This window comes from Microbacterium sp. J1-1, from assembly GCF_024498615.1.
GTDB classification, from domain to species: domain Bacteria; phylum Actinomycetota; class Actinomycetes; order Actinomycetales; family Microbacteriaceae; genus Microbacterium; species Microbacterium aurugineum.
On record NZ_CP089590.1, the window covers coordinates 2,027,492 to 2,048,024 of the forward strand.

20 protein-coding genes and 1 tRNA gene are annotated in these 20,533 nt (G+C 67.8%); 11 read left to right on the forward strand and 10 right to left on the reverse strand.

Annotated features, from left to right (window positions below):
• Positions 1 to 67: 67 nt before the first annotated feature.
• Positions 68 to 652: a TetR family transcriptional regulator gene (locus tag LRQ07_RS09635; RefSeq protein ID WP_256534458.1), complete on the forward strand. Its 585-nt coding sequence runs from the start codon at positions 68 to 70 to the stop codon at positions 650 to 652.
• A gap of 93 nt (positions 653 to 745) precedes the next feature.
• Here the strand turns inward: LRQ07_RS09635 and LRQ07_RS09640 are convergent, their stop codons facing one another.
• The 6 genes from LRQ07_RS09640 to sufB all read right to left on the reverse strand — a co-directional run bounded on the left by LRQ07_RS09640 (position 746) and on the right by sufB (position 6,048).
• The gene (locus LRQ07_RS09640) at positions 746 to 1,900 is read right to left on the reverse strand and encodes a MalY/PatB family protein (RefSeq protein ID WP_232761742.1); all 1,155 of its coding nucleotides are present in this window, start codon (positions 1,898 to 1,900) and stop codon (positions 746 to 748) included.
• Between the two features lie 88 nt (positions 1,901 to 1,988).
• Positions 1,989 to 2,318: a metal-sulfur cluster assembly factor gene (locus LRQ07_RS09645; protein ID WP_021200756.1), complete on the reverse strand. Its 330-nt coding sequence runs from the start codon at positions 2,316 to 2,318 to the stop codon at positions 1,989 to 1,991.
• Between the two features lie 9 nt (positions 2,319 to 2,327).
• Complete coding sequence (gene sufC / locus LRQ07_RS09650) at positions 2,328 to 3,098, reverse strand: Fe-S cluster assembly ATPase SufC (RefSeq protein WP_047520007.1); 771 nt, start codon at positions 3,096 to 3,098, stop codon at positions 2,328 to 2,330.
• A 3-nt stretch (positions 3,099 to 3,101) separates the two neighbouring features.
• Positions 3,102 to 3,428: a non-heme iron oxygenase ferredoxin subunit gene (locus tag LRQ07_RS09655; protein ID WP_131491174.1), complete on the reverse strand. Its 327-nt coding sequence runs from the start codon at positions 3,426 to 3,428 to the stop codon at positions 3,102 to 3,104.
• Positions 3,425 to 4,630 carry a Fe-S cluster assembly protein SufD gene (gene sufD / locus LRQ07_RS09660; RefSeq protein ID WP_047520003.1) on the reverse strand — a complete coding sequence of 402 codons (1,206 nt, stop codon included), beginning with the start codon at positions 4,628 to 4,630 and terminating at the stop codon, positions 3,425 to 3,427. The genes LRQ07_RS09655 and sufD overlap by 4 nt, the downstream gene beginning before the upstream one ends.
• Positions 4,630 to 6,048 (reverse strand): Fe-S cluster assembly protein SufB, encoded by a 1,419-nt coding sequence (gene sufB / locus LRQ07_RS09665; protein ID WP_131491175.1) that lies wholly within the window; start codon positions 6,046 to 6,048, stop codon positions 4,630 to 4,632. Before sufB ends, sufD begins: the two co-directional genes overlap by 1 nt.
• A gap of 233 nt (positions 6,049 to 6,281) precedes the next feature.
• Here sufB and LRQ07_RS09670 point away from each other — a divergent pair, with 233 nt between their 5' ends.
• Complete coding sequence (locus tag LRQ07_RS09670; RefSeq protein WP_232761741.1) at positions 6,282 to 7,412, forward strand: COX15/CtaA family protein; 1,131 nt, start codon at positions 6,282 to 6,284, stop codon at positions 7,410 to 7,412.
• A 65-nt stretch (positions 7,413 to 7,477) separates the two neighbouring features.
• A complete protein-coding gene (locus tag LRQ07_RS09675) occupies positions 7,478 to 7,915 on the forward strand; it encodes a tetraspanin family protein (protein WP_256534459.1) in 438 nt (145 codons plus the stop codon).
• A gap of 68 nt (positions 7,916 to 7,983) precedes the next feature.
• Here the strand turns inward: LRQ07_RS09675 and LRQ07_RS09680 are convergent, their stop codons facing one another.
• The gene (locus LRQ07_RS09680) at positions 7,984 to 8,889 is read right to left on the reverse strand and encodes a heme o synthase (protein ID WP_256534460.1); all 906 of its coding nucleotides are present in this window, start codon (positions 8,887 to 8,889) and stop codon (positions 7,984 to 7,986) included.
• Between the two features lie 251 nt (positions 8,890 to 9,140).
• Between LRQ07_RS09680 and tkt the strand changes: the two genes are divergently transcribed.
• The 6 genes from tkt to pgl are packed head-to-tail and all read left to right on the forward strand — an operon-like array spanning position 9,141 to position 17,254.
• On the forward strand, positions 9,141 to 11,252 hold the full coding sequence (tkt, locus tag LRQ07_RS09685; protein ID WP_256536431.1) for a transketolase: 2,112 nt from the start codon (positions 9,141 to 9,143) through the stop codon (positions 11,250 to 11,252).
• Entirely contained in the window at positions 11,249 to 12,361 is a 1,113-nt protein-coding gene (gene tal, locus LRQ07_RS09690) for a transaldolase (RefSeq protein ID WP_256534461.1), read from the forward strand. The genes tkt and tal overlap by 4 nt, the downstream gene beginning before the upstream one ends.
• Complete coding sequence (locus LRQ07_RS09695; protein ID WP_256534462.1) at positions 12,358 to 13,965, forward strand: glucose-6-phosphate isomerase; 1,608 nt, start codon at positions 12,358 to 12,360, stop codon at positions 13,963 to 13,965. Before tal ends, LRQ07_RS09695 begins: the two co-directional genes overlap by 4 nt.
• Positions 13,966 to 13,986: 21 nt before the next feature.
• Positions 13,987 to 15,537 (forward strand): glucose-6-phosphate dehydrogenase, encoded by a 1,551-nt coding sequence (gene zwf, locus LRQ07_RS09700; protein ID WP_047519990.1) that lies wholly within the window; start codon positions 13,987 to 13,989, stop codon positions 15,535 to 15,537.
• Positions 15,534 to 16,469 (forward strand): glucose-6-phosphate dehydrogenase assembly protein OpcA, encoded by a 936-nt coding sequence (locus LRQ07_RS09705; protein WP_047519988.1) that lies wholly within the window; start codon positions 15,534 to 15,536, stop codon positions 16,467 to 16,469. Before zwf ends, LRQ07_RS09705 begins: the two co-directional genes overlap by 4 nt.
• Before the next feature lie 5 nt (positions 16,470 to 16,474).
• Positions 16,475 to 17,254 carry a 6-phosphogluconolactonase gene (gene pgl / locus LRQ07_RS09710; protein WP_194239242.1) on the forward strand — a complete coding sequence of 260 codons (780 nt, stop codon included), beginning with the start codon at positions 16,475 to 16,477 and terminating at the stop codon, positions 17,252 to 17,254.
• A gap of 26 nt (positions 17,255 to 17,280) precedes the next feature.
• Here the strand turns inward: pgl and LRQ07_RS09715 are convergent, their stop codons facing one another.
• Positions 17,281 to 18,390, reverse strand: a complete 1,110-nt coding sequence (locus LRQ07_RS09715; protein ID WP_256536432.1) for a DMT family transporter — start codon at positions 18,388 to 18,390, stop codon at positions 17,281 to 17,283.
• Between the two features lie 61 nt (positions 18,391 to 18,451).
• Here LRQ07_RS09715 and def point away from each other — a divergent pair, with 61 nt between their 5' ends.
• Positions 18,452 to 19,018, forward strand: a complete 567-nt coding sequence (gene def / locus LRQ07_RS09720) for a peptide deformylase (RefSeq protein WP_256534463.1) — start codon at positions 18,452 to 18,454, stop codon at positions 19,016 to 19,018.
• Positions 19,019 to 19,023: 5 nt separating this feature from the next.
• Entirely contained in the window at positions 19,024 to 19,512 is a 489-nt protein-coding gene (locus tag LRQ07_RS09725) for a septum formation family protein (protein WP_256534464.1), read from the forward strand.
• 72 nt (positions 19,513 to 19,584) lie between these two features.
• On the opposite strand, the gene LRQ07_RS09730 is transcribed toward LRQ07_RS09725, so the two are convergent.
• A tRNA-Asn gene (locus LRQ07_RS09730) sits at positions 19,585 to 19,660 on the reverse strand.
• Between the two features lie 96 nt (positions 19,661 to 19,756).
• A complete protein-coding gene (locus tag LRQ07_RS09735) occupies positions 19,757 to 20,530 on the reverse strand; it encodes an ATP-binding cassette domain-containing protein (RefSeq protein ID WP_256534466.1) in 774 nt (257 codons plus the stop codon).
• Positions 20,531 to 20,533 lie beyond the last annotated feature (3 nt).

The following is a 20,533-nucleotide window of genomic DNA, read 5'->3' on the forward strand; positions in this document are numbered from 1 at the left end:
CGCTTCCTCCGCTGCGCCAGTGAACCTGAACAGTGTTCACCTGAACGCCGTTCACTATAATGGGCGCATGACCCCCGACCCCAATCCGGCACGACACGATCGAGACAGCGTCGCCCGCAACGCGCTCGAACTCCTGGATGAGGTCGGGCTCGCGGACCTCTCGATGCGGCGCATCGCCGGTCGGCTCGACGTCCAGCCGAGTGCCCTGTACTGGCACTTCGCGAGCAAACAGGAACTGCTCGCCGAACTCGCCGATCGCATCACGGCGTCGATCCCCCTCTACGGCACCGACGTCTTGGAGACCGCACGCGGGATCCGTGACGCCCTGTTCGCCTATCGCGACGGCGCGGAACTGGTGCTCAGCACCTATGCCCTGCAGCTCGGCTCATCGCACGCCCAGTCTGCGCTGACACAGGCGCTGCGAGCCCAGGGGGCGATCGATGCCGACGAGCGTGGAGCCGCCCTCCTGCACTTCGTCCTCGGGCACGCCACCCTCGTCCAGCAGAGAATGCACGCCGACAGTCACGGAGCACTGCTCCCCACCACGGAGCCCGATGTCACGGCCGGGCTCGACCGGGTCTTCGACCTCGGTGTCCGCGCCCTCGCCGGCGAACTCAGCGCGCGGGCGACTCCGACGCCTCCCCGAGGCTGAGGCTGAGGCTGAGTCCGGGATCCTCGGCTACCACGGTGAGCGGTGCCGCCCCGTGGAGCGACGACCACGCACGTCTCAGCATCGGGCCAGGGGTCAGCGATCGACGAGCGCGGCGATGCGCTCGACTGCTTCGGTGAGAATCTCCGGACTCGTGCCGAAGTTCAACCGAACGTGCCCGGCGCCTTCGATCCCGAACGCGGGGCCGAAGTGCAGAGCGACTTTGGCGTCCCTGAGGATACGGCGTGCGGGGTTCTCCCCCCATCCCAGGGCGGAGAGGTCGATCCAGGCAAGGTATCCCGCGTCGGGTATGCGATAGCGGGCGCCGGGCAGATGCGAGGCGAGCAGGTCTTCGAGGAGGACGCGATTCTCGTCCAGGGTGCGCAGCAGACCGTCGAGCCACTCATCGCTCTCTTCCGAGAACGCGGCGACGGCAGCCAGGAGCCCGAACTGCCCCGTGCGCCACTCGACTTCCACCGGAAGACCCCGCACGACCGCGGTCGTCTCCTCATCGGCCGTGACCATCAGCGCGCACTTGAGCCCGGCGAGGTTGAACGCCTTGCTGGCGCTGACCACCGCGTATCCGACCCGTCGAGCGGCGTCGCTCGCGGCGAGGAAAGGAGTGAACCCCGTCCCGGGTTGTGCGAGCGGCGCGTGGATCTCGTCCGAGATGACCGCGACGCCGAACTCCTCGGCCAGGTCCGCGAGAGCAGCCAGACTCTCCCGAGCGTGCACGGTTCCGGTCGGATTGTGCGGATTGCACAGCAACATCGCCGTCGCGCCGTCTTCGAAGGCGCCGCGGATCCCAGCGAGGTCGAGCTCCCACCCGATCCCCGTGTCGCGCAGCGGCACCCTCTCGACCTCGGCACCGGACTCGGCGACCAGGTCGTAGAAGGGCGGATACACCGGCGGGGTCACGACGACTCGCTCACCCGGCTGGGTCACCCGACGCAGGATCTCGACGAGGCCCATGCTGACATCCGCGGTGCTGCGCATGCGGGCGGGATCCGGGGACCACCCGTAGCGGCGCGCCGCGAACGCCGCGAACGACTCGGCGAGGGGTGTCCGGGAAGCCACGTAGCCGGTGTCGCCGACCGCCACCGCTCGCTGCAGCGCAGCCGAGACGGCAGGTGCGAGCGGGAAATCGGTCTCTGCGACGAAGAGCGGAAGCACGTCGGCCGGGTACTCGCGCCACTTCTCGCTGCTGCGTTCACGGAGTTCTGCCAGAGGCAGCGCCTTCACCTGAAGCATTCGTTCTCCCGAGATTCGACACACGCCATCGCGGTGTCCCCCGAACCGGCGCGCGTCGATGACGCCGACCGACGGTCCTCCGTGACCGTCAGATCGCGAAGCCGAGAGCGCGCATCATGTCGCGCCCGTCGTCCGTGATCCGCTCCGGACCCCACGGCGGCATCCAGACCCAGTTGATCCGGAAGCGATCGACGACGCTGTCCAGAGCCTGAGCCGTCTGGTCCTCGAGGACATCGGTGAGCGGGCACCCGGCGCTGGTCAGCGTCATGTGGATGACGAGAGCATCGTTCTCGTCATCCCAGGCGAGGTCGTAGATGAGGCCGAGGTCGACGACGTTGATCCCGAGCTCGGGGTCCATGACGTCTTTGAGAGCTTCGGTGACCGCGTCGTACTTCTCGTCCGTGAGGGTCGCTGTCATGCGATCAGCCTACGCCTCGATAGGGGCTGCAGGGTCGAGGAAACGGTCGTATCCCTCGTTCTCCAGCCGGTCGGCGAGCTCCGGGCCGCCCTCTTCCACGATCTTGCCCGCGACGACCACGTGGACGAAGTCGGGACGGATGTAACGGAGGATGCGGGTGTAGTGGGTGATCAGCAGCACGCCGAGCCCGGTGGACTCCTTCGCACGGTTGACACCTTCGGAGACGATCTTCAGCGCGTCGACGTCGAGGCCGGAGTCGGTCTCGTCGAGGACCGCGAACTTCGGCTTGAGCACCTCGAGCTGCAGGATCTCGTGACGCTTCTTCTCACCGCCGGAGAAGCCCTCGTTGACATTGCGCTGCGCGAACTTCGGGTCCATGCGCAGGTTCGACATGGCGGCCTTGACGTCCTTGGTCCACCCGCGGATCGCCGGTGCTTCACCGTCGAGCGCGGTCTTCGCAGTACGCAGGAAGTTCGTCACCGTGACGCCGGGGATCTCCACCGGGTACTGCATCGCGAGGAACAGTCCTGCGCGAGCGCGCTCGTCGACGCTCATCTCCAGGACGTCCTGGCCGTCGAAGGTGATCGAACCGGAGGTCACCGTGTACTTCGGGTGACCTGCGATCGTGTAGGCCAGGGTCGACTTGCCGGAGCCGTTGGGGCCCATGATGGCGTGGGTCTCACCGGTGTTCATGGTGAGGTTGATTCCGTTGAGGATCGGGGTGGTCCCCGCCTCGGTCTCGACCGTCACGTGCAGGTCGCGGATCTCGAGAACAGACATTCTTCAGACTTCCTTAATCACAGTCGGATCGATGAGCACGTCGTCGCCGTCGATCTGGACGACGTAGACCGGGACGGGCTCATATGCGGGGAGATTCTGGGGCTTGCCGGTGAGCAGCGAGAATGCCGAGCCGTGCGCCCAGCACTCCACGGTGTCTCCCTCGACGAACCCCTCGGACAGCGAGATGTCGCCGTGGGTGCAGGTGTCGCCGATGGCGTGGATGACTCCGTCACCGTCCTTGATCACGGTGATGGGCACACCACCCGGGTCGACGCGCAGAGGCGTGTCCTGCTCGAGGTCGGCGACACCGCAGACGCGTTCGGCGGTCATGCACTCACCTCGGCGAGCTCCGCCTCGATCGCCGCCAGCAACTCGGTCTCGAGAGCGGGGATGCCGAGACGCTGCACGATGTCGGTGAGGAAGCCGAGCACGACGAGTCGTCGCGCTTCTTCTTCCGTGATACCGCGGGCCTGGAGGTAGAAGAGCTGCTCGTCGTCGAAACGACCGGTGGCGCTGGCGTGGCCTGCACCGAGGATGTCGCCGGTCTCGATCTCGAGGTTCGGGATCGAGTCGGCGCGCGCGCCCTCGGTCAGCACCAGGTTGCGGTTCGCCTCGTAGGAGTCGGTGCCCGTGGCGTCCGCACCGATCAGCACGTCGCCGATCCAGACGCTGTGGGCGCTCTGTCCCTGCAATGCCCCCTTGTAGAGGACGTCGCCCTTCGTGTGCGGCCCCTTGTGGTGCAGATACACCTGGCTCTCCAGGTGCTGCCCGGCGTCCGCGTACGAGAGGCCGTAGAGGTACCCCTCGGAGCCGGCGCCGGCGAGCTCGACACTCGGGTTGACCCGCACAACGCCGCCACCGAAGCTGACCACGAAATGCTTGAGGGTCGCATCCGCGCCCACCCTGGCCTGGTGCGCGGCGGCGTGCACGGCGTCATCGGCCCACTGCTGCAGGCTGATGACGGTGAGCTTCGCCCCGTCGCGGACGATGATCTCGACGTTCTGCGCGTACTGCGCTGAGCCGGTGTGCTGGAGGACGACCGTCGCCGCGCTGTGCTCGAGCGCTTCGATGACGATGTGCGCATCGGCCCGACGCTCAGCGCCCAGACCCGTGATGGCGATGAAGATCGGCTCTGCGACCTCCTCTTCACGCGGGATGCGCACATGAAGGGCCTCGGAGCTGCCCTGCCAGGCGACGGCGGCCGTGATGTCCTCCGCGAGGAAGACCTCACCACGGGGCTCCGCGCCGACGGCGAGCGGGGCGGCGATGTACTGCTCCCCTGCGCTGTGCGCGTAGCTGACGCCGTCGTTCGGTGACGCGACCTCGAACAGCGGCGTGAGCTGCGCGATCGGGGTGTGCTTCCAGTTGACCTCGCGCCCGGTGGGGGCGCCGAAGTCGGAAGGTTCGAAGGAGTGCGGCCGCTCCGAGCGGGTCTGCACCGGGACGAATCCGGCTTCTGCGACCTGGGCCGCGGGGTCGATGTGCGCGTTCGTGTGCTGCGCCTCGGCAGGCGCTGTCGTAGCGGCGGTCACTAGCCGACCGATCCTTCCATGCCCATCTCGATGAGCTTGTTCAGTTCCATCGCGTATTCCATGGGCAGCTCGCGTGCGATCGGCTCGATGAAGCCGCGCACGATCATCGCCATCGCCTCGTCCTCGGGCATTCCGCGCGACTGCAGGTAGAACAGCTGCTCCTCGCTCACCTTCGAGACCGTGGCCTCGTGGCCGAGCTGCACGTCGTCGACACGGATGTCGATCGCCGGGTAGGTGTCGGAGCGTGACTTGGTGTCGACGAGCAGCGCGTCGCATCGCACGGTGTTCGCCGAGTGGTGCGCCGCGGCGTCCACGCGCACCTCGCCGCGATAGCCGGCGCGCCCGCCGCCACGCGCGATCGACTTCGAGACGATCGACGACTGGGTGTACGGCGCCATGTGGATCATCTTCGCGCCCGCGTCCTGGTGCTGACCGGGGCCGGCGAAGGCGACCGAGAGCGTCTCCCCCTTGGCGTGCTCGCCCATCAGATAGATCGACGGGTACTTCATCGTCACCTTGGAGCCGATGTTGCCGTCGACCCACTCCATGGTCGCTCCCTCGTGCGCCACGGCGCGCTTGGTGACCAGGTTGTAGACGTTGTTCGACCAGTTCTGGATCGTCGTGTAGCGCACGCGGGCGTTCTTCTTCACGATGATCTCGACGACGGCCGAGTGCAGGGAGTCCGACTTGTAGATCGGAGCCGTGCAGCCCTCGATGTAGTGGACGTAGCTGCCCTCGTCGGCGATGATCAGGGTCCGCTCGAACTGGCCCATGTTCTCGGTGTTGATCCGGAAGTACGCCTGCAGCGGGATCTCGACGTGCACGCCCTTGGGGACGTAGACGAAGGAACCGCCCGACCACACGGCCGTGTTGAGCGCGGCGAACTTGTTGTCACCCGCGGGGATGACGGTGCCGAAGTACTCCTCGAAGAACTCCGGGTGCTCACGCAGAGCCGTGTCGGTGTCCATGAAGATCACGCCCTGCTGCTCCAGATCCTCGCGGATCTGGTGGTACACGACCTCGGACTCGTACTGAGCGGCGACACCGGCGACCAGGCGCTGACGCTCGGCCTCGGGGATGCCGAGCTTCTCGTAGGTGTCCCGGATCTCGGCCGGAAGGTCTTCCCAGGACTGCGCCTGCTTCTCCGTGGAGCGGACGAAGTACTTGATGTTGTCGAAGTCGATCTCACTGAGGTCTGCGCCCCACGTCGGCATCGGCTTGCGCCCGAAGAGCTGATAGCCCTTGAGACGGGTCTTCAGCATCCACTCGGGCTCGTTCTTGAGGGCCGAGATGCCGCGGACGACCTCTTCCGAGATACCGCGTTTCGCGATGGCACCCGCAGCGTCCTCATCGTGCCAGCCGAACTCGTACACCCCCAGTCCGTCAAGCTCCGGGCGGTCGATCAGTACATCCGACATCCAACACTCTCCTCACAGGTCCCAAACGGTGTCATCCGCCCCGACACACCTGATCCCCGTCGAGTCTGCGGGAGCGGGTGCCGTTGGTGGGCCCTCATCACCGGCGCTTCCATCGCGCCTAAACTGTTGACGATGCTTCAGCGCGGTCAGCGCTCATCGCAACAATCCGATTCTACAGGTTCCGCCTGACAGACGGGCCATGCCCGCCGCGTCGCGCGCGGTCCGGAGGACTTATGCCCGAGACGATGATCCCCGCCTCCCCGAAGACGGACACGGCACCGCCGCGTTCAGCGCTGTGGGGCCGTGCGTTGACGGTCTTCGCCTGGCTCTCCTTCCTCAGCGAGACCATCATCATCGGCACCGGTGGCGCCGTGCGCCTCACCGGTTCGGGACTCGGCTGCTCGGATTGGCCGCTGTGCACTCCCGAGTCCCTCGTCCCGGTCTTCGAGGTGCAGGGCATCCACGGCCTGATCGAGTTCGGCAACCGCCTGATGACCGGCGTCGTCGGGATCATCGCGCTCGTGGTCGTGCTCCTGGTCCTGCGTCGGTACAGCGGGAAGCGCGGCCTGGTCCGGGCATTGTGGTTCGCCGTCGGCGGCATCGTGGGAGCCGTTCTCACCTACTTCCTCGTGACCCTCGTCTCCGGCCTGTCCGGAGCGGAAGAGGCTCCTCTCGCGTTCCCCTTCGCGACGGGTGTCCTCCTCCTCGCGATCATCGCGGCCGCGGTCCACTCGGTGCGCACGACCGCCGCACGACGCGATCTCGTCACTCTGGCCTGGATCGTCCTGGCGGGCGTCGTGGCACAGGCGCTCGTCGGCGGCATCACGGTCCTCACCGGACTCAACCCCTTCATCGTGGGATTCCACTACGCGTCATCGCTGCTGCTGGTGTGCGTCACGGCTGCCTTCCTGGTGCGTCTGAAGACCGCGCCGGGGCCGCGCGAGCGCGCGGTGCCGACCTGGTTCGCGATCGTCACCCACCTGACCGGCCTCGTCCTGGCCATGACGATCCTGTTCGGCGTCCTGACGACCGGTTCCGGTCCGCACTCCGGTGACGCCGACGTGCTGCGCCACGGCTTCGATGCGACCGTGCTCGCGCATGTGCACTCCTGGCCGGGATACATCCTCGCCGGCCTGGTGCTGTTCTTGACGATCGCTGCCTGGGTGCTCCGTCTGGAGCCCCGGCGCTGGCTGCTCGTGCTGGTCCTCGCGATCGTCGTGCAGGTCGGCGTCGGGGTGTGGCAGGCCCGCGAAGGACTCCCCCCGGTGCTGGTCGGCATCCACATGGTCCTGGCCGCACTCTCTGCCGCGACCTACACGGTGGTCGTGCTTCGCTTGCGGCGTCCGGTCCCTGCGGAAGACTGACGTCGCACAGGCGATGCACAGGCGGCGCATCGCCGACTCATCAGCAGGTCGGCGATGATGGCCGCATGAACAAGTCACTCTCACGAAGCATCGGCTTCTGGCTCCTGCTCGTCGTCTCCCTCGCCGCGACCGCGGTGGGTGGATGGCTGATCTCCGGTCAGATCGCCACGATGACCAGCACGCTGCTCGATGGCACCGCCACCGGCATCGAGGTGTACGTCGGACAGTCGCTCGTCGTCGTGGGCGCCGGCGTGCTCGCTGCCGGCATCGTCGGCATCCTGCTGACGCTCGGACTTGTCGCCGCGCGTTCGCTCGTCCCCTCCCCTGCTCCGGCCGTCGTCGAGACGATCGACTGGACGGTGGAAGCGGAGGAGCCGTCGACTCCGGTCGCACCCGAGTCCACCGCGGTCCCGACCACCGAGGTTCCCGCGGACGGTGCCCCCGGCGCCGTCGAGCAGGCGGCCGACGCGAAGACCGAGGACGACCCCTCCGTCACCCGCTGATCACCCGAGCTGGAACGCGACGGGGCGGCACCGAGAATCGGTGCCGCCCCGTCGTGTTCGAGGAGTGGTCAGAAAGGCAGCAGCGGATCGACCGCGACCGCGACGAAGATCAACGTCAGGTAGGTGATCGAAGCGTGGAACACGCGCATCGGGCGAGGCTCGGTACCGCGCACCGCACGGTTGTACAGGCGATGCGACTCGTAGATGAACCATCCGCCGAACACCGCGGCGGAGACCGTGTACACGAGCCCCATGTCCGCGATCGGCACGAGCAGGAGCGAGCAGGCGACCGTGGCCCAGGCGTACAGGATCACCTGGAGGCCGACCTGCGAGGCGTTGCGCGTGACCCCGAGCATCGGGACGTCGACGTCCTCGTAGTCGTCCTTGTACTTCATCGACAGCGGCCAGTAGTGCGGCGGGGTCCACAGGAACACGAGAAGGAAGAGGATGAACGCCGGCCAGTCGAGCGAGCCGGTCACGGCGGACCAGCCGATGAGCACCGGGAAGCACCCGGCGATGCCACCCCACACGATGTTCTGCTCGGTGCGGCGCTTGAGGATCATCGTGTAGATCACGACGTAGAAGAAGATCGCCGTGGCGGAGAGCGTCGCCGTGAGCCAGTTGGTCGTGACCAGCAGCCAGACGGACGAGGTGATCGCGAGCGTCCACGAGAAGACGAGTGCGCCGCGCGCACTGACCTCGCCGGTCACCAGCGGCCGATTCTCGGTGCGATGCATGTGCGCATCGATGTCGCGGTCGAGGTACATGTTGAACGCCGCCGCGGAACCGGCGCTGAGGGATCCGCCGATGACGGTGGCCAGCACGAGCCAGAGGTCCGGCAGTCCGCCCTGCGCGAGGAACATCACCGGCACGGTCGACACGAGCAGCAGCTCGAGGACACGCGGCTTGGTGAGTGTCACGTAGGCCTTCACCGTGCGACCGATGGACGACTTCCTCACGGTCTGATCAGACATCGTCGAGATCTCGATCGCCTCCTCCGCGCACGTAACCGGACAACCTCTCCAGTGTATGACACGGCGTGACGTCCTCTGCGCCGTCGATCCGCGTAGCACGACAGTCGTCTTCGCTATGCTGAAAGCACTCGCGCGCCCGGCGCTGCGCACTCCCCTCCACCCGTCCCCGCGACGGTGCAGGATGCGCCAGGGAAGTTGCGGATGCGCCAGGGAATACGGGCGCCCTCGAAACTGTCGGAAAGGGCATGAACGTGTCGGAATTGCAGTGGGATGAGATCGATCGACGTGCGGTGGACACCGCCCGGATCCTGGCGGCCGATGCCGTCGAGAAGGTCGGCAACGGGCACCCCGGCACGGCGATGAGCCTCGCTCCGGCCGCGTATCTCCTCTACCAGCGGGTACTCCGCCACGACCCGACCGACACCGACTGGCTGGGCCGCGACCGCTTCATCCTGTCCGTGGGGCACTCCTCCCTCACCCAGTACGTGCAGCTCTACCTCGGTGGTTTCGGGCTCGAGCTCGACGACCTGAAGGCGCTTCGCACGTGGGGCTCGCTGACCCCCGGACACCCGGAGTACGGGCACACCAAGGGCGTCGAGATCACGACCGGACCTCTCGGCCAGGGACTCGCCTCGGCTGTGGGCTTCGCCTACGCCGCCCGCTACGAGCGCGGCCTGTTCGACCCCGAAGCCGCTGCGGGCACGAGTCCGTTCGACCACTTCGTGTACGTGATCGCCGGTGACGGCGACCTGCAGGAGGGCGTCACGAGCGAAGCCTCTTCTCTGGCCGGCCACCAGCAGCTCGGCAATCTGATCGCGATCTACGACTCCAACCAGATCTCGATCGAGGACGACACCAACGTCGCCTTCACCGAGGACGTCGCGAAGCGCTACGAGTCCTACGGCTGGCAGGTCCAGGTCGTCGACTGGAAGAAGACCGGCGAGTACGTCGAAGACGTCGCCGAGCTCAACGCGGCCATCGAGGCGGCTCAGGGCGAGACCTCGAAGCCGTCGCTCATCATCCTCAAGACGATCATCGGCTGGCCCTCGCCCGGCAAGCAGAACTCCGGCAAGATCCACGGCTCCGCCCTGGGTGCCGACGAGCTGGCCGCGACCAAGAAGGTCCTCGGCTTCGACCCCGACCAGAACTTCGTGGTCGCCGACGAGGTCATCGCGCACACGCGTGGTCTCGCCGCTCGCGCTGCCGAGGCACGTGCCGCGTGGCAGGAGTCGTTCGACGCCTGGGCATCAGCCAACCCGGAGAAGAAGGCCCTGCTCGACCGGCTCGAGGCCCAGGAGCTCCCGGCCGACATCACCGGCGCGCTGCCCGTGTTCGAGTCCGGCAAGGAGGTGTCGACCCGCGCCGCATCCGGCCAGGTCATCAACGCCCTCGCCGCCGAGCTCCCCGAGCTGTGGGGCGGATCGGCTGACCTCGCCGAGTCGAACCTCACGACCATCAAGGATGCGCCGTCGTTCATCCCCACCGAGTGGTCGACCCACGAGTGGTCGGGCAACCCCTACGGACGCGTGCTGCATTTCGGCATCCGCGAGCACGCCATGGGTGCGATCGTGAACGGCATCGTGCTGCACGGCCCGACCCGCGCGTTCGGCGGCACGTTCCTGATCTTCAGCGACTACATGCGGCCCGCGGTTCGCCTCGCGGCGCTCATGGACATCCCGTCCGTCTTCGTCTGGACGCACGACTCAGTCGCCCTCGGCGAGGACGGGCCCACCCACCAGCCGATCGAGCAGCTCGCCACCCTCCGCGCGATCCCGAACTTCACGGTCGTGCGCCCCGCGGACGCGAACGAGACCTCGGCCGCGTGGCTGGAGATCCTGCGTCGCCACGGAGGCCCCGCCGGCATCGCCCTGACGCGGCAGAACATCCCGGTATTCGAGCGCGGCGACGGTGCGGCCTCGGGTGATGTGTTCGCCTCCGCGGACAATGCGTCCAAGGGCGCCTACGTCCTGGCCGAAGCACCGAACGGAACGCCCGACGTCATCGTCATCGCGACCGGCTCGGAGGTGCAGCTCGCCGTGGGCGCCCGCGAGGCGCTGGCCGCGGAAGGTGTGAACGTCCGCGTCGTCTCCGCTCCTTCGCTGGAGTGGTTCCACGAGCAGGACGAGGCGTACCGTGAGAGCGTGCTCCCGGCTTCCGTCACGGCCCGCGTCTCCGTGGAGGCGGGATCGGTGCTCGGCTGGCGCGAGATCGTCGGCGACCGCGGTCGCTCGATCGGCATCGACCACTTCGGCGCGTCCGCCGATTACAAGACCCTGTTCGAGAAATTCGGAATCACGACCGAGGCCGTCATCGCGGCCGCACGCGAGACCATCGCCGCACACAGCACCAAGGAGAACGCATGAGCACCCCCACCGCACAGCTCGCCGCCGCAGGTGTCAGCATCTGGCTCGACGACCTCTCCCGCACCCGCATCTCCTCCGGCAACCTCGCCGAGCTGATCTCGTCGCGCAACATCGTCGGAGTCACCACGAACCCGACGATCTTCGCGAACGCGATCACGGACAAGAACGACACCTCGTACGACGCGCAGGTGACCGAGCTCGCGGCATCCGGGGCGAGCGCAGAGGAGGCGGTCTTCGCCGCCACCACGCAGGACGTGGCCGCGGCACTCGACGTCTTCCGTCCGGTCTGGGAAGCGTCAGACCACGTCGACGGTCGTGTCTCGATCGAGGTCTCCCCCGACCTCGCCCACGACACCGCGCGCACCGTGGCACAGGCCAAGGAGCTGTGGGCGAAGATCGACCGCCCCAACCTGCTCGTCAAGATCCCGGCGACCAAGGCGGGTCTCCCGGCGATCTCCGACGCGATCGGTGCCGGGATCAGCGTCAACGTCACGCTGATCTTCAGCCTCGAGCGCTACGCCGAGGTCATCGACGCCTACCTCACCGGACTCGAGACCGCGAAGGCAGCCGGCATCGACCTGTCGACCATCCACTCGGTCGCCTCGTTCTTCGTCTCCCGCGTCGACACCGAGACGGACAAGCGTCTCAGTGCCATCGGGACCGACGCCGCGGAGGCGCTCAAGAGCAAGGCGGGCCTGGCGAACGCCCGCCTCGCCTACGAGCTCTTCGAGCAGAGCTTCGCCGGTGACCGCGCCAAGACCCTGCTCGATGCCGGAGCCAACCCGCAGCGTCCGCTGTGGGCTTCGACGGGCGTGAAGGATCCCGCACTCCCCGACACCCTCTACGTGACCGAGCTCGTCGCTCAGGGCGTCGTCAACACGATGCCGGAGAAGACCCTCGAGGCGACGTTCGACCACGGCGTCGTCACCGGCGACACGATCACGGGCGGCTACGAAGAGGCCCGCGCCGTCTTCGCCGGACTCGCCGAGGTCGGCATCGACTTCACCGATGTCACCCAGGTGCTCGAGGACGAAGGCGTCGCGAAGTTCATCGACTCGTGGCACGATCTGCTGACGCAGGTCGCCGAAGGTCTGGAGTCCCAGCGATGACATTCTCCATCCACGCATCCGGAGCCGCGCGCGCCGCGATCGATGAGACGGTGCCGAGCCTCGTCCACGATCTCGTCGCTTCCCGCATCACCGGCGGAGATCCCACGCTCTGGGGTACCGCGGCAGAGGCGGAGGCGTCGATCCGGCTCGGATGGGTCGAGGCCGTCTCGGTCTCGCGCCCCCTCGTCGCCGAGATCGTCGCCCTGCGCGACGACCTCCACGCCAAAGGGGTCACGCGGGTCGTCCTGGCAGGCATGGGAGGCTCCTCGCTCGCTCCCGAGGTCATCGCACAGACCGCAGGGGTGCCGCTGACCATCCTCGACTCGACCGCTCCCGGCCAGGTGCTCGCCGCCCTGGATGAAGGGCTCGAGGGCACCGTTCTGGTCGTGTCGTCGAAGTCCGGGTCCACGGTCGAGACCGACTCGCAGCGTCGTACCTTCGAGGCTGCTTTCCGCGACCTCGGCATCGATCCCGTGGAACGCATCGTCGTCGTGACCGACCCCGGTTCCCCGCTCGATGCGTCGGCGCGCGACGCAGGGTACCGCGTCTTCAACGCCGACCCGAACGTCGGAGGGCGCTACTCGGCGCTCACAGCGTTCGGACTGGTGCCGACGGGTCTCGCGGGCGTCGACATCGACGAGCTGCTGAACGAAGCCGAGGCCTCGTCGCTCGAGGTGGCCGTCGACTCCGCCGAGAACCCGGCGCTCCGCCTCGGTGCGGCCATCGCCGCGACGAACCCCCGCCGCGACAAGCTCGGTCTGATCACGGACGGCACGCACATCAAGGGTCTGCCGGACTGGATCGAGCAGCTCATCGCCGAGTCCACCGGCAAGGAAGGTACCGGTATCCTCCCGGTCGTCCTCCTTCCGGTCTCGCCGGAGCTCGACCCGGTGCCCGCCGACCTGCAGATCGTGCGGCTCGTCGACGACGCGAACGAGTTCCACCTGCACGAACGCTACGAGGGCGAGATCCTCGTCAGCGGGACGCTCGGCGCGCAGCTCATCGTCTGGGAGTACGCGACCGCGATCGCAGGCCACCTGCTGCACATCAACCCCTTCGATCAGCCCGATGTCGAATCCGCCAAGGTCGCTGCCCGTGGCCTTCTCGACGCACGCCCCGAGCCAACCGCCCCGGCCTTCGTCGAGAACGGCGTCGAGGTGCGTGTGTCCGACCCGGCACTCGCGGCCTCCGGCACCGTCGAGGGCGTCCTGGACGCACTCTGGGCGCAGCTCCCCGCCGACGGCTACGTGTCGATCCAGGCCTACGTCAACCGGCTCGAGGTGCCTCAGCTCCAGGGGCTGCGCGAACTGGTGGCCGCCGACTCCGGACGACCGACCACCTTCGGATGGGGTCCGCGGTTCCTGCACTCGACCGGCCAGTATCACAAGGGCGGTCCCGCGCAGGGGGTGTTCCTGCAGATCCTCGAACGCACGGACGTCGATCTCGAGATCCCGGATCGTCCCTTCACCTTCGGGCAGCTCATCCAGGCCCAGGCCGCCGGTGACGCCGCTGTGCTCGCCGAGCACGGACGTCCCGTCGTCACGCTGACGATCACCGAGTCCTCGGACGACGTGCTCGCCCTCTTCGAAGCCGCACAGAAGTAACAGCAGGAGAATCCCCCACTGATGTCTGTTCCCCTCTCGCGCGGGCACAACCCGCTGCGTGACCCCGATGACCGCCGCCTCAATCGGATCGCGGGGCCCAGCGCCCTCGTGATCTTCGGCGTCACCGGTGACCTCTCACGCAAGAAGCTGATGCCCGCGGTCTACGATCTCGCCAACCGCGGGCTGCTTCCTCCGGGGTTCGCCCTGGTCGGGTTCGCTCGCCGCGACTGGGAAGACCAGGACTTCGCGCAGGTCGTCTACGACGCGGTGAAGGAGCACGCCCGGACGCCGTTCCGCGAAGAGACGTGGACTCAGCTGCTGCAGGGCATCCGCTTCGTCTCGGGTGAGTTCGACAACCCGGACTCGTTCCACAAGCTTCGTGAGACCGTCGAGAAGCTCGACCTCGAACGCGGCACCATGGGGAACCACGCGTTCTACCTGTCGATTCCGCCGAAGGACTTCCCGCTCGTCGCCAAGCAGCTGAAGGATTCCGGGCTCGTCGGTGAGAACAGCGACGATGACGAGCGCTGGCGGCGGGTGGTGATCGAGAAGCCCTTCGGACACGACCTCGAGTCCGCGCGTGCCCTCAACGCTGCGCTCGAAGTGGCCTTCCCGGCCGACTCGATCTTCCGCATCGACCACTACCTGGGCAAGGAGACGGTCCAGAACATCCTGGCGCTGCGCTTCGCGAACGAGTTGTACGAGCCGATCTGGAACCGCAACTACGTCGATCATGTGCAGATCACCATGGCCGAGGACATCGGCGTGGGCGGCCGGGCCGGTTACTACGACGGCATCGGCGCCGCGCGCGACGTGATTCAGAACCACCTCCTCCAGCTCCTCGCCTTGACCGCCATGGAAGAGCCGATCAGCCTGTCGGCTGCGGACCTGCGTGCCGAGAAGGAGAAGGTGCTCGCTGCCGTCCACGTCCCGGAGGACCTCTCCCTCGCCACCGCGCGTGGGCAGTACGACGGCGGCTGGCAGGGCGGCGAGCAGGTGACCGGCTTCCTGGCGGAGGAGGGGATGAACCCCGAGTCGACCACCGAGACCTACGCGGCCATCAAGCTCGAGATCGACACGCGTCGGTGGGCCGGCGTGCCGTTCTACCTGCGCACCGGCAAGCGTCTCGGACGCCGTGTGACCGAGATCGCCGTGGTCTTCAAGCGCGCACCCCAGCACCTGTTCGGGCGTGGCAACGCCTCGGAACTCGGACAGAATGCGCTGGTCATCCGGGTGCAGCCCGACGAGGGCGTCACCATCCGGTTCGGCTCGAAGGTTCCGGGCAGCGGATCCAACGTCCGGGACGTCACGATGGACTTCGGCTACGGCCATGCGTTCACCGAGGCGAGCCCCGAGGCGTACGAGCGTCTGATCCTCGACGTCCTCCTGGGCGACCCGCCGCTGTTCCCGCGGCACGAGGAGGTCGAGCTCTCCTGGAAGATCCTCGATCCCGTCGAGAAGTACTGGGCCGCCGAGGGCGGCCCGGTCGAGCAGTACGCGCCAGGCTCGTGGGGACCGGCATCAGCCGATGACCTGCTGGCCCGCGATGGACGAGTCTGGAGACGCCCGTGATCATCGATCTTCCCGACACCACCGTCAGCCAGGTCGCGAAGCAGCTGGTCAAGGTACGCGAAGAGGGCGGCGCCGTCGCTCTCGGTCGCGTCCTCACCCTGGTCATCTCCGCACGCAACGGGGTGGCCGAGGCCGCCATCGATGCCGCCAACGATGCGTCCCGCGAGCACCCCATGCGCGTCATCGTGCTCACGACCGGCGAAGGGGATTCCCGCCTCGATGCGCAGATCCGCGTCGGCGGGGACGCCGGCGCCAGCGAGGTCGTCGTCCTCCGTGCCTTCGGTGACGCCGCCAGCAACGAGGAGAGCCTGATCACCGGCCTCCTCCTGCCGGACGCTCCCGTCGTCGCGTGGTGGCCCGAAGCAGCTCCGGTCGCACCGGCGCAGTCACCACTCGGCAAGATCGCCCAGCGACGCATCACGGATGCGGCGACGGCGAGCGACGTCCGCGACCGGCTCGCCCTCCTCGGCGAGACCCACGCCCCCGGTGACACCGACCTCGCCTGGACCCGGCTGACGCACTGGCGTGAACAACTGGCAGCCGTGCTGGATCAGCCGCCCTACGAGCCGATCACCGGCGTCGAGGTCCGTGGAGCCGCGGCTTCCCCGTCCACCGCTCTGCTGGCCGCCTGGCTGCAGATGGCGCTCGAGGTTCGGGTGCGCTGGTCGTACGAGGATCCTGAGCACTGGGAAGAGGGCATCAAGTCCGTGCGCCTGACCCGTGAGTCCGGCGACATCCTGCTGGAGCGCCCGACCCCGGGCGTCGCGGTGCTCACGCAGCCCGGACAGCCGAACCACGACCTCCACCTGCCGCGCCGGACCCTTCGTGAGTGCCTCGCGGAGGAGCTGCGTCGGTTGGACCCCGATGTCCTGTACGGTCGAGTCATCACCGAGGGCTGGGAGAAGCTGGGTCCGCCCGAGACTGGAGAGTGACGTCGATGCAGGTATCATCCGCAGAGAAGCGGGTCGTGGTGGAATCCACACCTGCCGCCCTCGCCCACCGTGTCGCCGATCGATTCCTGACGCGTGTCCGCGCGCGCACGAGGAACGGTCGTCTGGCCCACATCGCCCTGACCGGCGGATCGATGGGTGGAGCGGTGTTGCGCGCGACCCTGGAAGACCCTCGGTCGGCCGAGATCGACTGGTCGCTGGTGCACTTCTGGTGGGGTGACGAGCGATTCGTTCCGCGCGATGACGCCGACCGCAATTCCCTGCAGTCGCGGCAGGCTCTGCTCGACCACATCCCGGTACCCGCCGAGAACGTGCATGAGGTGGCCGGCCCCGACACCGGGCTCACTCTGGACGAGTCTGCCGCAGCCTATGCGGCGGAACTCGCCCGCTTCGGCACCGAAGACCACGCATGGCCGTCCTTCGCCGTGTGCTTCCTCGGAGTGGGGCCGGACGGCCACGTCGCCTCGCTCTTCCCCGACCGCGACGAGGTCACGGTCACGGATGCCGCAGTGCTCGCCGTCCGTGACTCGCCCAAGCCGCCGCCGGAGCGTGTGACGCTCACTCGTCCGGTGCTGAACTCGTCGAAGCGCGTCTGGCTGGTGCTGACCGGCGCAGACAAGGCCTCTGCCCTGGGACTGGCCCTCGCAGGCGCCAGCTACACGAGCGTGCCCGCCGCGGGCGCCAAGGGACGCAAGCGCACGGTGTTCTTCGTGGACGAGGCCGCCGCCGCCGAGGTCTCCCCCGACCTCATCGATCAGGCCTACTGAACGGACATCGCGGCTAGGGTGCCGCTCTAGGGCTGTTCCGGCGAACCGGAACGCCATGGCTGGTCGCGCGGATCCTCCGGGTTGTCCGGACGATCCGTGGCCCCGGGGGTCCCGGGAGAGGCTGGAGGGGGCACGGACGTGCTGGCAGCAGCCGGTGTGGTCTGGGCCGTGTCCGGCGAGGTGCTGCCGCGCGCGATCCCCAGCTCCTGGCTCTCGCTGAGCACCTGCGGGTGGTAACGGGCGAGCCCGACGACTCCCCACACCGCGATGGCGCCCGCGATCACGAAGATCACCATCACCCAGGGGGGAGCTGCCGCGGCTTCACCGAGGACGACCATGCCGATGACGACGGCGACGAGCGGATCGACGACCGTGAGCCCGGCGATGACGAGGTCGGGCGGACCCGAGCTGTACGCGGTCTGCACGAAGTAGCCACCGACGGCTGCTGCGGCGACGAGCGCGAGCACGCAGATCGCCGTGATCCACTCGAACTGCCCGGCCTCGATGCGCTTGATGACGACCTTCGCGAGCGTGGCGACGAAACCGTAGAGCACGCCGGCGCCGATCACGTAGAACAGCGCACGCATGCGGTGCCGGAGGATGAGCCAGCCGCCGCCGAGGATGATGATGACCACCAGGAGCAGAGCGAGGATCACGAAGAGCTCACGATCGGTCACCTCCTGCTCGGTCGCATAGATCGCCGCGAAGAAGACGAAGAGGAAGATGCCGCCTACGCAGCACACGATGGCGGTGAGCGACTGTTTCGTCGGAGCGTGACCGGAGACCCGCGCATTCAGGAGGGTCGTGATCACGAGAGCGATCGCCCCGAGGGGCTGGACGACGATCAGCGGGGCCTTCACCAGAGCCGCGAGCTGGCAGACGACGGCGAGCCCGAGCATCAACGTGCCGATGAGCCACGACGGCCGCGTCAGCAGGCGCCGGATCTGGTCGAAGCTGAGTCCTGACGCGCCGTCGGAGCCGCTGAGACGCTCGACCTTCTCCACGCCGCGGTGCTGATACTGCGCTCCCAGCGACATGAAGACGGCGCCGGCGAGGGCGAGAGGGATCCCCAGAAGCAGACCGGGGTTCTGAAAGGCGCCGACGAGCTGGTCGCCGACGTCGTCCACCGCGTTCATCCACACCCCAGCAGTCACGATATGAGCCTACCTGCCGCATCGTGCCGACTAGGGTTGTGACGTGGCTGTACTACCGATTCGCATCATGGGCGACCCCGTCCTGCACTCCCCCGCTTCACCCGTCGACGAGATCACGGACGAGATCCGCGCCCTCGTCGAGGACATGTTCGAGACGATGGACACCGCCCCGGGCGTCGGGCTCGCCGCGCCTCAGGTCGGTGTGCCCCTGCGCATCTACACCTATGCCTACGTCGACGACGACGACGAGCCCTGGCGCGGCGTGCTCATCAATCCGGAGCTCTGGATGGTTCCCCTGGAGCCGGGCGACCCCGACCCGGAGCTGGAGTCGGAGGGCTGCCTGTCTTTCCCCGGCGAGCGGTTCCCGCTTCGACGCTCCGAGCGCGTCCGCGTCACAGCGACCGACCTCGACGGGCAGCCTGTCTCGATCGACGTGGACGGATGGCGTGCCCGCATCATGCAACACGAGTTCGACCACCTCGACGGCATCCTCTACGTGGATCGCCTCTCCGACGGGGACTGGAAGACCGTGCAGAAGCTCGCGCGCAAGCGTGGATGGGGACGCCCGGGCGCAAGTTGGATGCCTGGCGTGGACGACCTCGAAGGATGACCCGAATGAAGCTCCATCCCGGACTCTCCCTGTTCCTCGCCACCGGCGCCCTGACCCTCTCGGTCGTTCTGACCGGTTGTGGTGGATCCGCCTCCGCACCGGAGCCGAGCTCGACGGCGGACGGCGCGGAGACCGAAAACGTCACGACTCCTGCCGTGCAGGTCGGCGATTGCCGCCTCGAAGCCGCCTCCGGGATGCCCGAGGACGCCGAGGTCGTGCCGTGCGACGAACCGCACGACGAAGAGGTCTTCCACCAGGTCACCGTGCTGGAGGAGGACTTCAGCATCGAAACGGTCGACGCATACACGACGGAGTGCGTGGGTGAGGCGTTCACCGAGTTCGTCGGAGTCGCGCGCGAGGAGTCGGCACTCATCGTGTATCTGATCCCCCCCACGGCCGAGACCTGGGACCAGCCTGACGGACGCGTGATCTCCTGCCTGCTCGCCGATCCGGCCGGCCCCGTCGAAGGAACGCTCGAGGGCGCGGCCCGCTGACCGTCCGCACCGGGTGCGGAGAGCGCCCGGGGGAATGACGAAAGCCCCCTCCGAAGAGGGGGCTTTCGTCATTGGCTCCCCGGCTTGGACTCGAACCAAGAACCTGCCGGTTAACAGCCGGCTGCTCTGCCAATTGAGCTACCGAGGAATGCGCCCGCTGCGCGGGCAACTCGACAAGCTTAGCAAACTCCCGACGTAGTTCATGACACCGGGGCGCCGTTCGCGTATGCCGGGCGTGTCGGCGTCAGCGCCGCGAATCCGACTCCGCGTTCGGCACCCAGAGCAAATCGCGGCCGACACCGCGGGCGACCACATGACCGCCACGGAGCATGAGAGTCTCGGCGTTCAGTTCGCGGATGAAGTCCGCGTCGTTCGTGACGAGCAGCGCCGCCATCGACTGTTCCCTACGGCGACGGGTGATCGCATCGAAGACCACGGGGCGGACCTCGAGGTCGAGGTTGGCGAGCACCTCGTCCGCGATGAGCACCCGCGGCTCGAGGACGAAGGAGCGGGCGATCGCCACGCGCTGGCGCATACCGGCGCTGAGCTCATACGGGAACTTCGCCGCCGTCCCGAGCGGAAGGTGGAGTTCGTCCAGCAGCGTGGCCACGCGGATCGACAGAGCCTTGGTGTTGACCCGCCGTTCGCGGATCAGGATCGGTTCGGCGATCACCTCGTTGACCGTCAGGCGCGGCGGAAGATCGGCGCCCGCCCCTTGGGGGACGAAACCGGCGCGATACGTGAGGATCCGGTGCTTGCGTCCGGGGCGGCGGACGTCCACCCCGCACACCTGTGCGCTGCCTCCGACGACCTTCACCGAGGGATCGGTGGAGCCGGCGAGGGCCGCCACCAGCGTCGACTTCCCGGATCCGGTCGGCCCCGCGACGCAGATGAGCTCCCCGGGCGCGAGCGAGAACGTGACACCGTCGACGGCCCGCGTCGGCATGCCATGACCGATCCGGTCGATCACCAGATCGGAGCAATCGATGGCGTTCGTGGGTTCGGGCTTGCGGGACATGTC

Coding starts and splice junctions, on each gene's coding strand:
- sufC (WP_047520007.1), bottom strand. CDS start 3,098: ATGTCTGTTCTCGAGATCCGCGACCTGCACGTGACGGTCGAGACCGAG.
- LRQ07_RS09645 (WP_021200756.1), bottom strand. CDS start 2,318: ATGACAGCGACCCTCACGGACGAGAAGTACGACGCGGTCACCGAAGCT.
- LRQ07_RS09640 (WP_232761742.1), bottom strand. CDS start 1,900: ATGCTTCAGGTGAAGGCGCTGCCTCTGGCAGAACTCCGTGAACGCAGC.
- LRQ07_RS09670 (WP_232761741.1), top strand. CDS start 6,282: ATGCCCGAGACGATGATCCCCGCCTCCCCGAAGACGGACACGGCACCG.
- LRQ07_RS09655 (WP_131491174.1), bottom strand. CDS start 3,428: ATGACCGCCGAACGCGTCTGCGGTGTCGCCGACCTCGAGCAGGACACG.
- LRQ07_RS09680 (WP_256534460.1), bottom strand. CDS start 8,889: ATGTCTGATCAGACCGTGAGGAAGTCGTCCATCGGTCGCACGGTGAAG.
- LRQ07_RS09725 (WP_256534464.1), top strand. CDS start 19,024: ATGAAGCTCCATCCCGGACTCTCCCTGTTCCTCGCCACCGGCGCCCTG.
- zwf (WP_047519990.1), top strand. CDS start 13,987: ATGTCTGTTCCCCTCTCGCGCGGGCACAACCCGCTGCGTGACCCCGAT.
- LRQ07_RS09715 (WP_256536432.1), bottom strand. CDS start 18,390: ATGAACGCGGTGGACGACGTCGGCGACCAGCTCGTCGGCGCCTTTCAG.
- LRQ07_RS09735 (WP_256534466.1), bottom strand. CDS start 20,530: ATGTCCCGCAAGCCCGAACCCACGAACGCCATCGATTGCTCCGATCTG.
- LRQ07_RS09675 (WP_256534459.1), top strand. CDS start 7,478: ATGAACAAGTCACTCTCACGAAGCATCGGCTTCTGGCTCCTGCTCGTC.
- pgl (WP_194239242.1), top strand. CDS start 16,475: ATGCAGGTATCATCCGCAGAGAAGCGGGTCGTGGTGGAATCCACACCT.
- LRQ07_RS09635 (WP_256534458.1), top strand. CDS start 68: ATGACCCCCGACCCCAATCCGGCACGACACGATCGAGACAGCGTCGCC.
- LRQ07_RS09695 (WP_256534462.1), top strand. CDS start 12,358: ATGACATTCTCCATCCACGCATCCGGAGCCGCGCGCGCCGCGATCGAT.
- tal (WP_256534461.1), top strand. CDS start 11,249: ATGAGCACCCCCACCGCACAGCTCGCCGCCGCAGGTGTCAGCATCTGG.
- sufB (WP_131491175.1), bottom strand. CDS start 6,048: ATGTCGGATGTACTGATCGACCGCCCGGAGCTTGACGGACTGGGGGTG.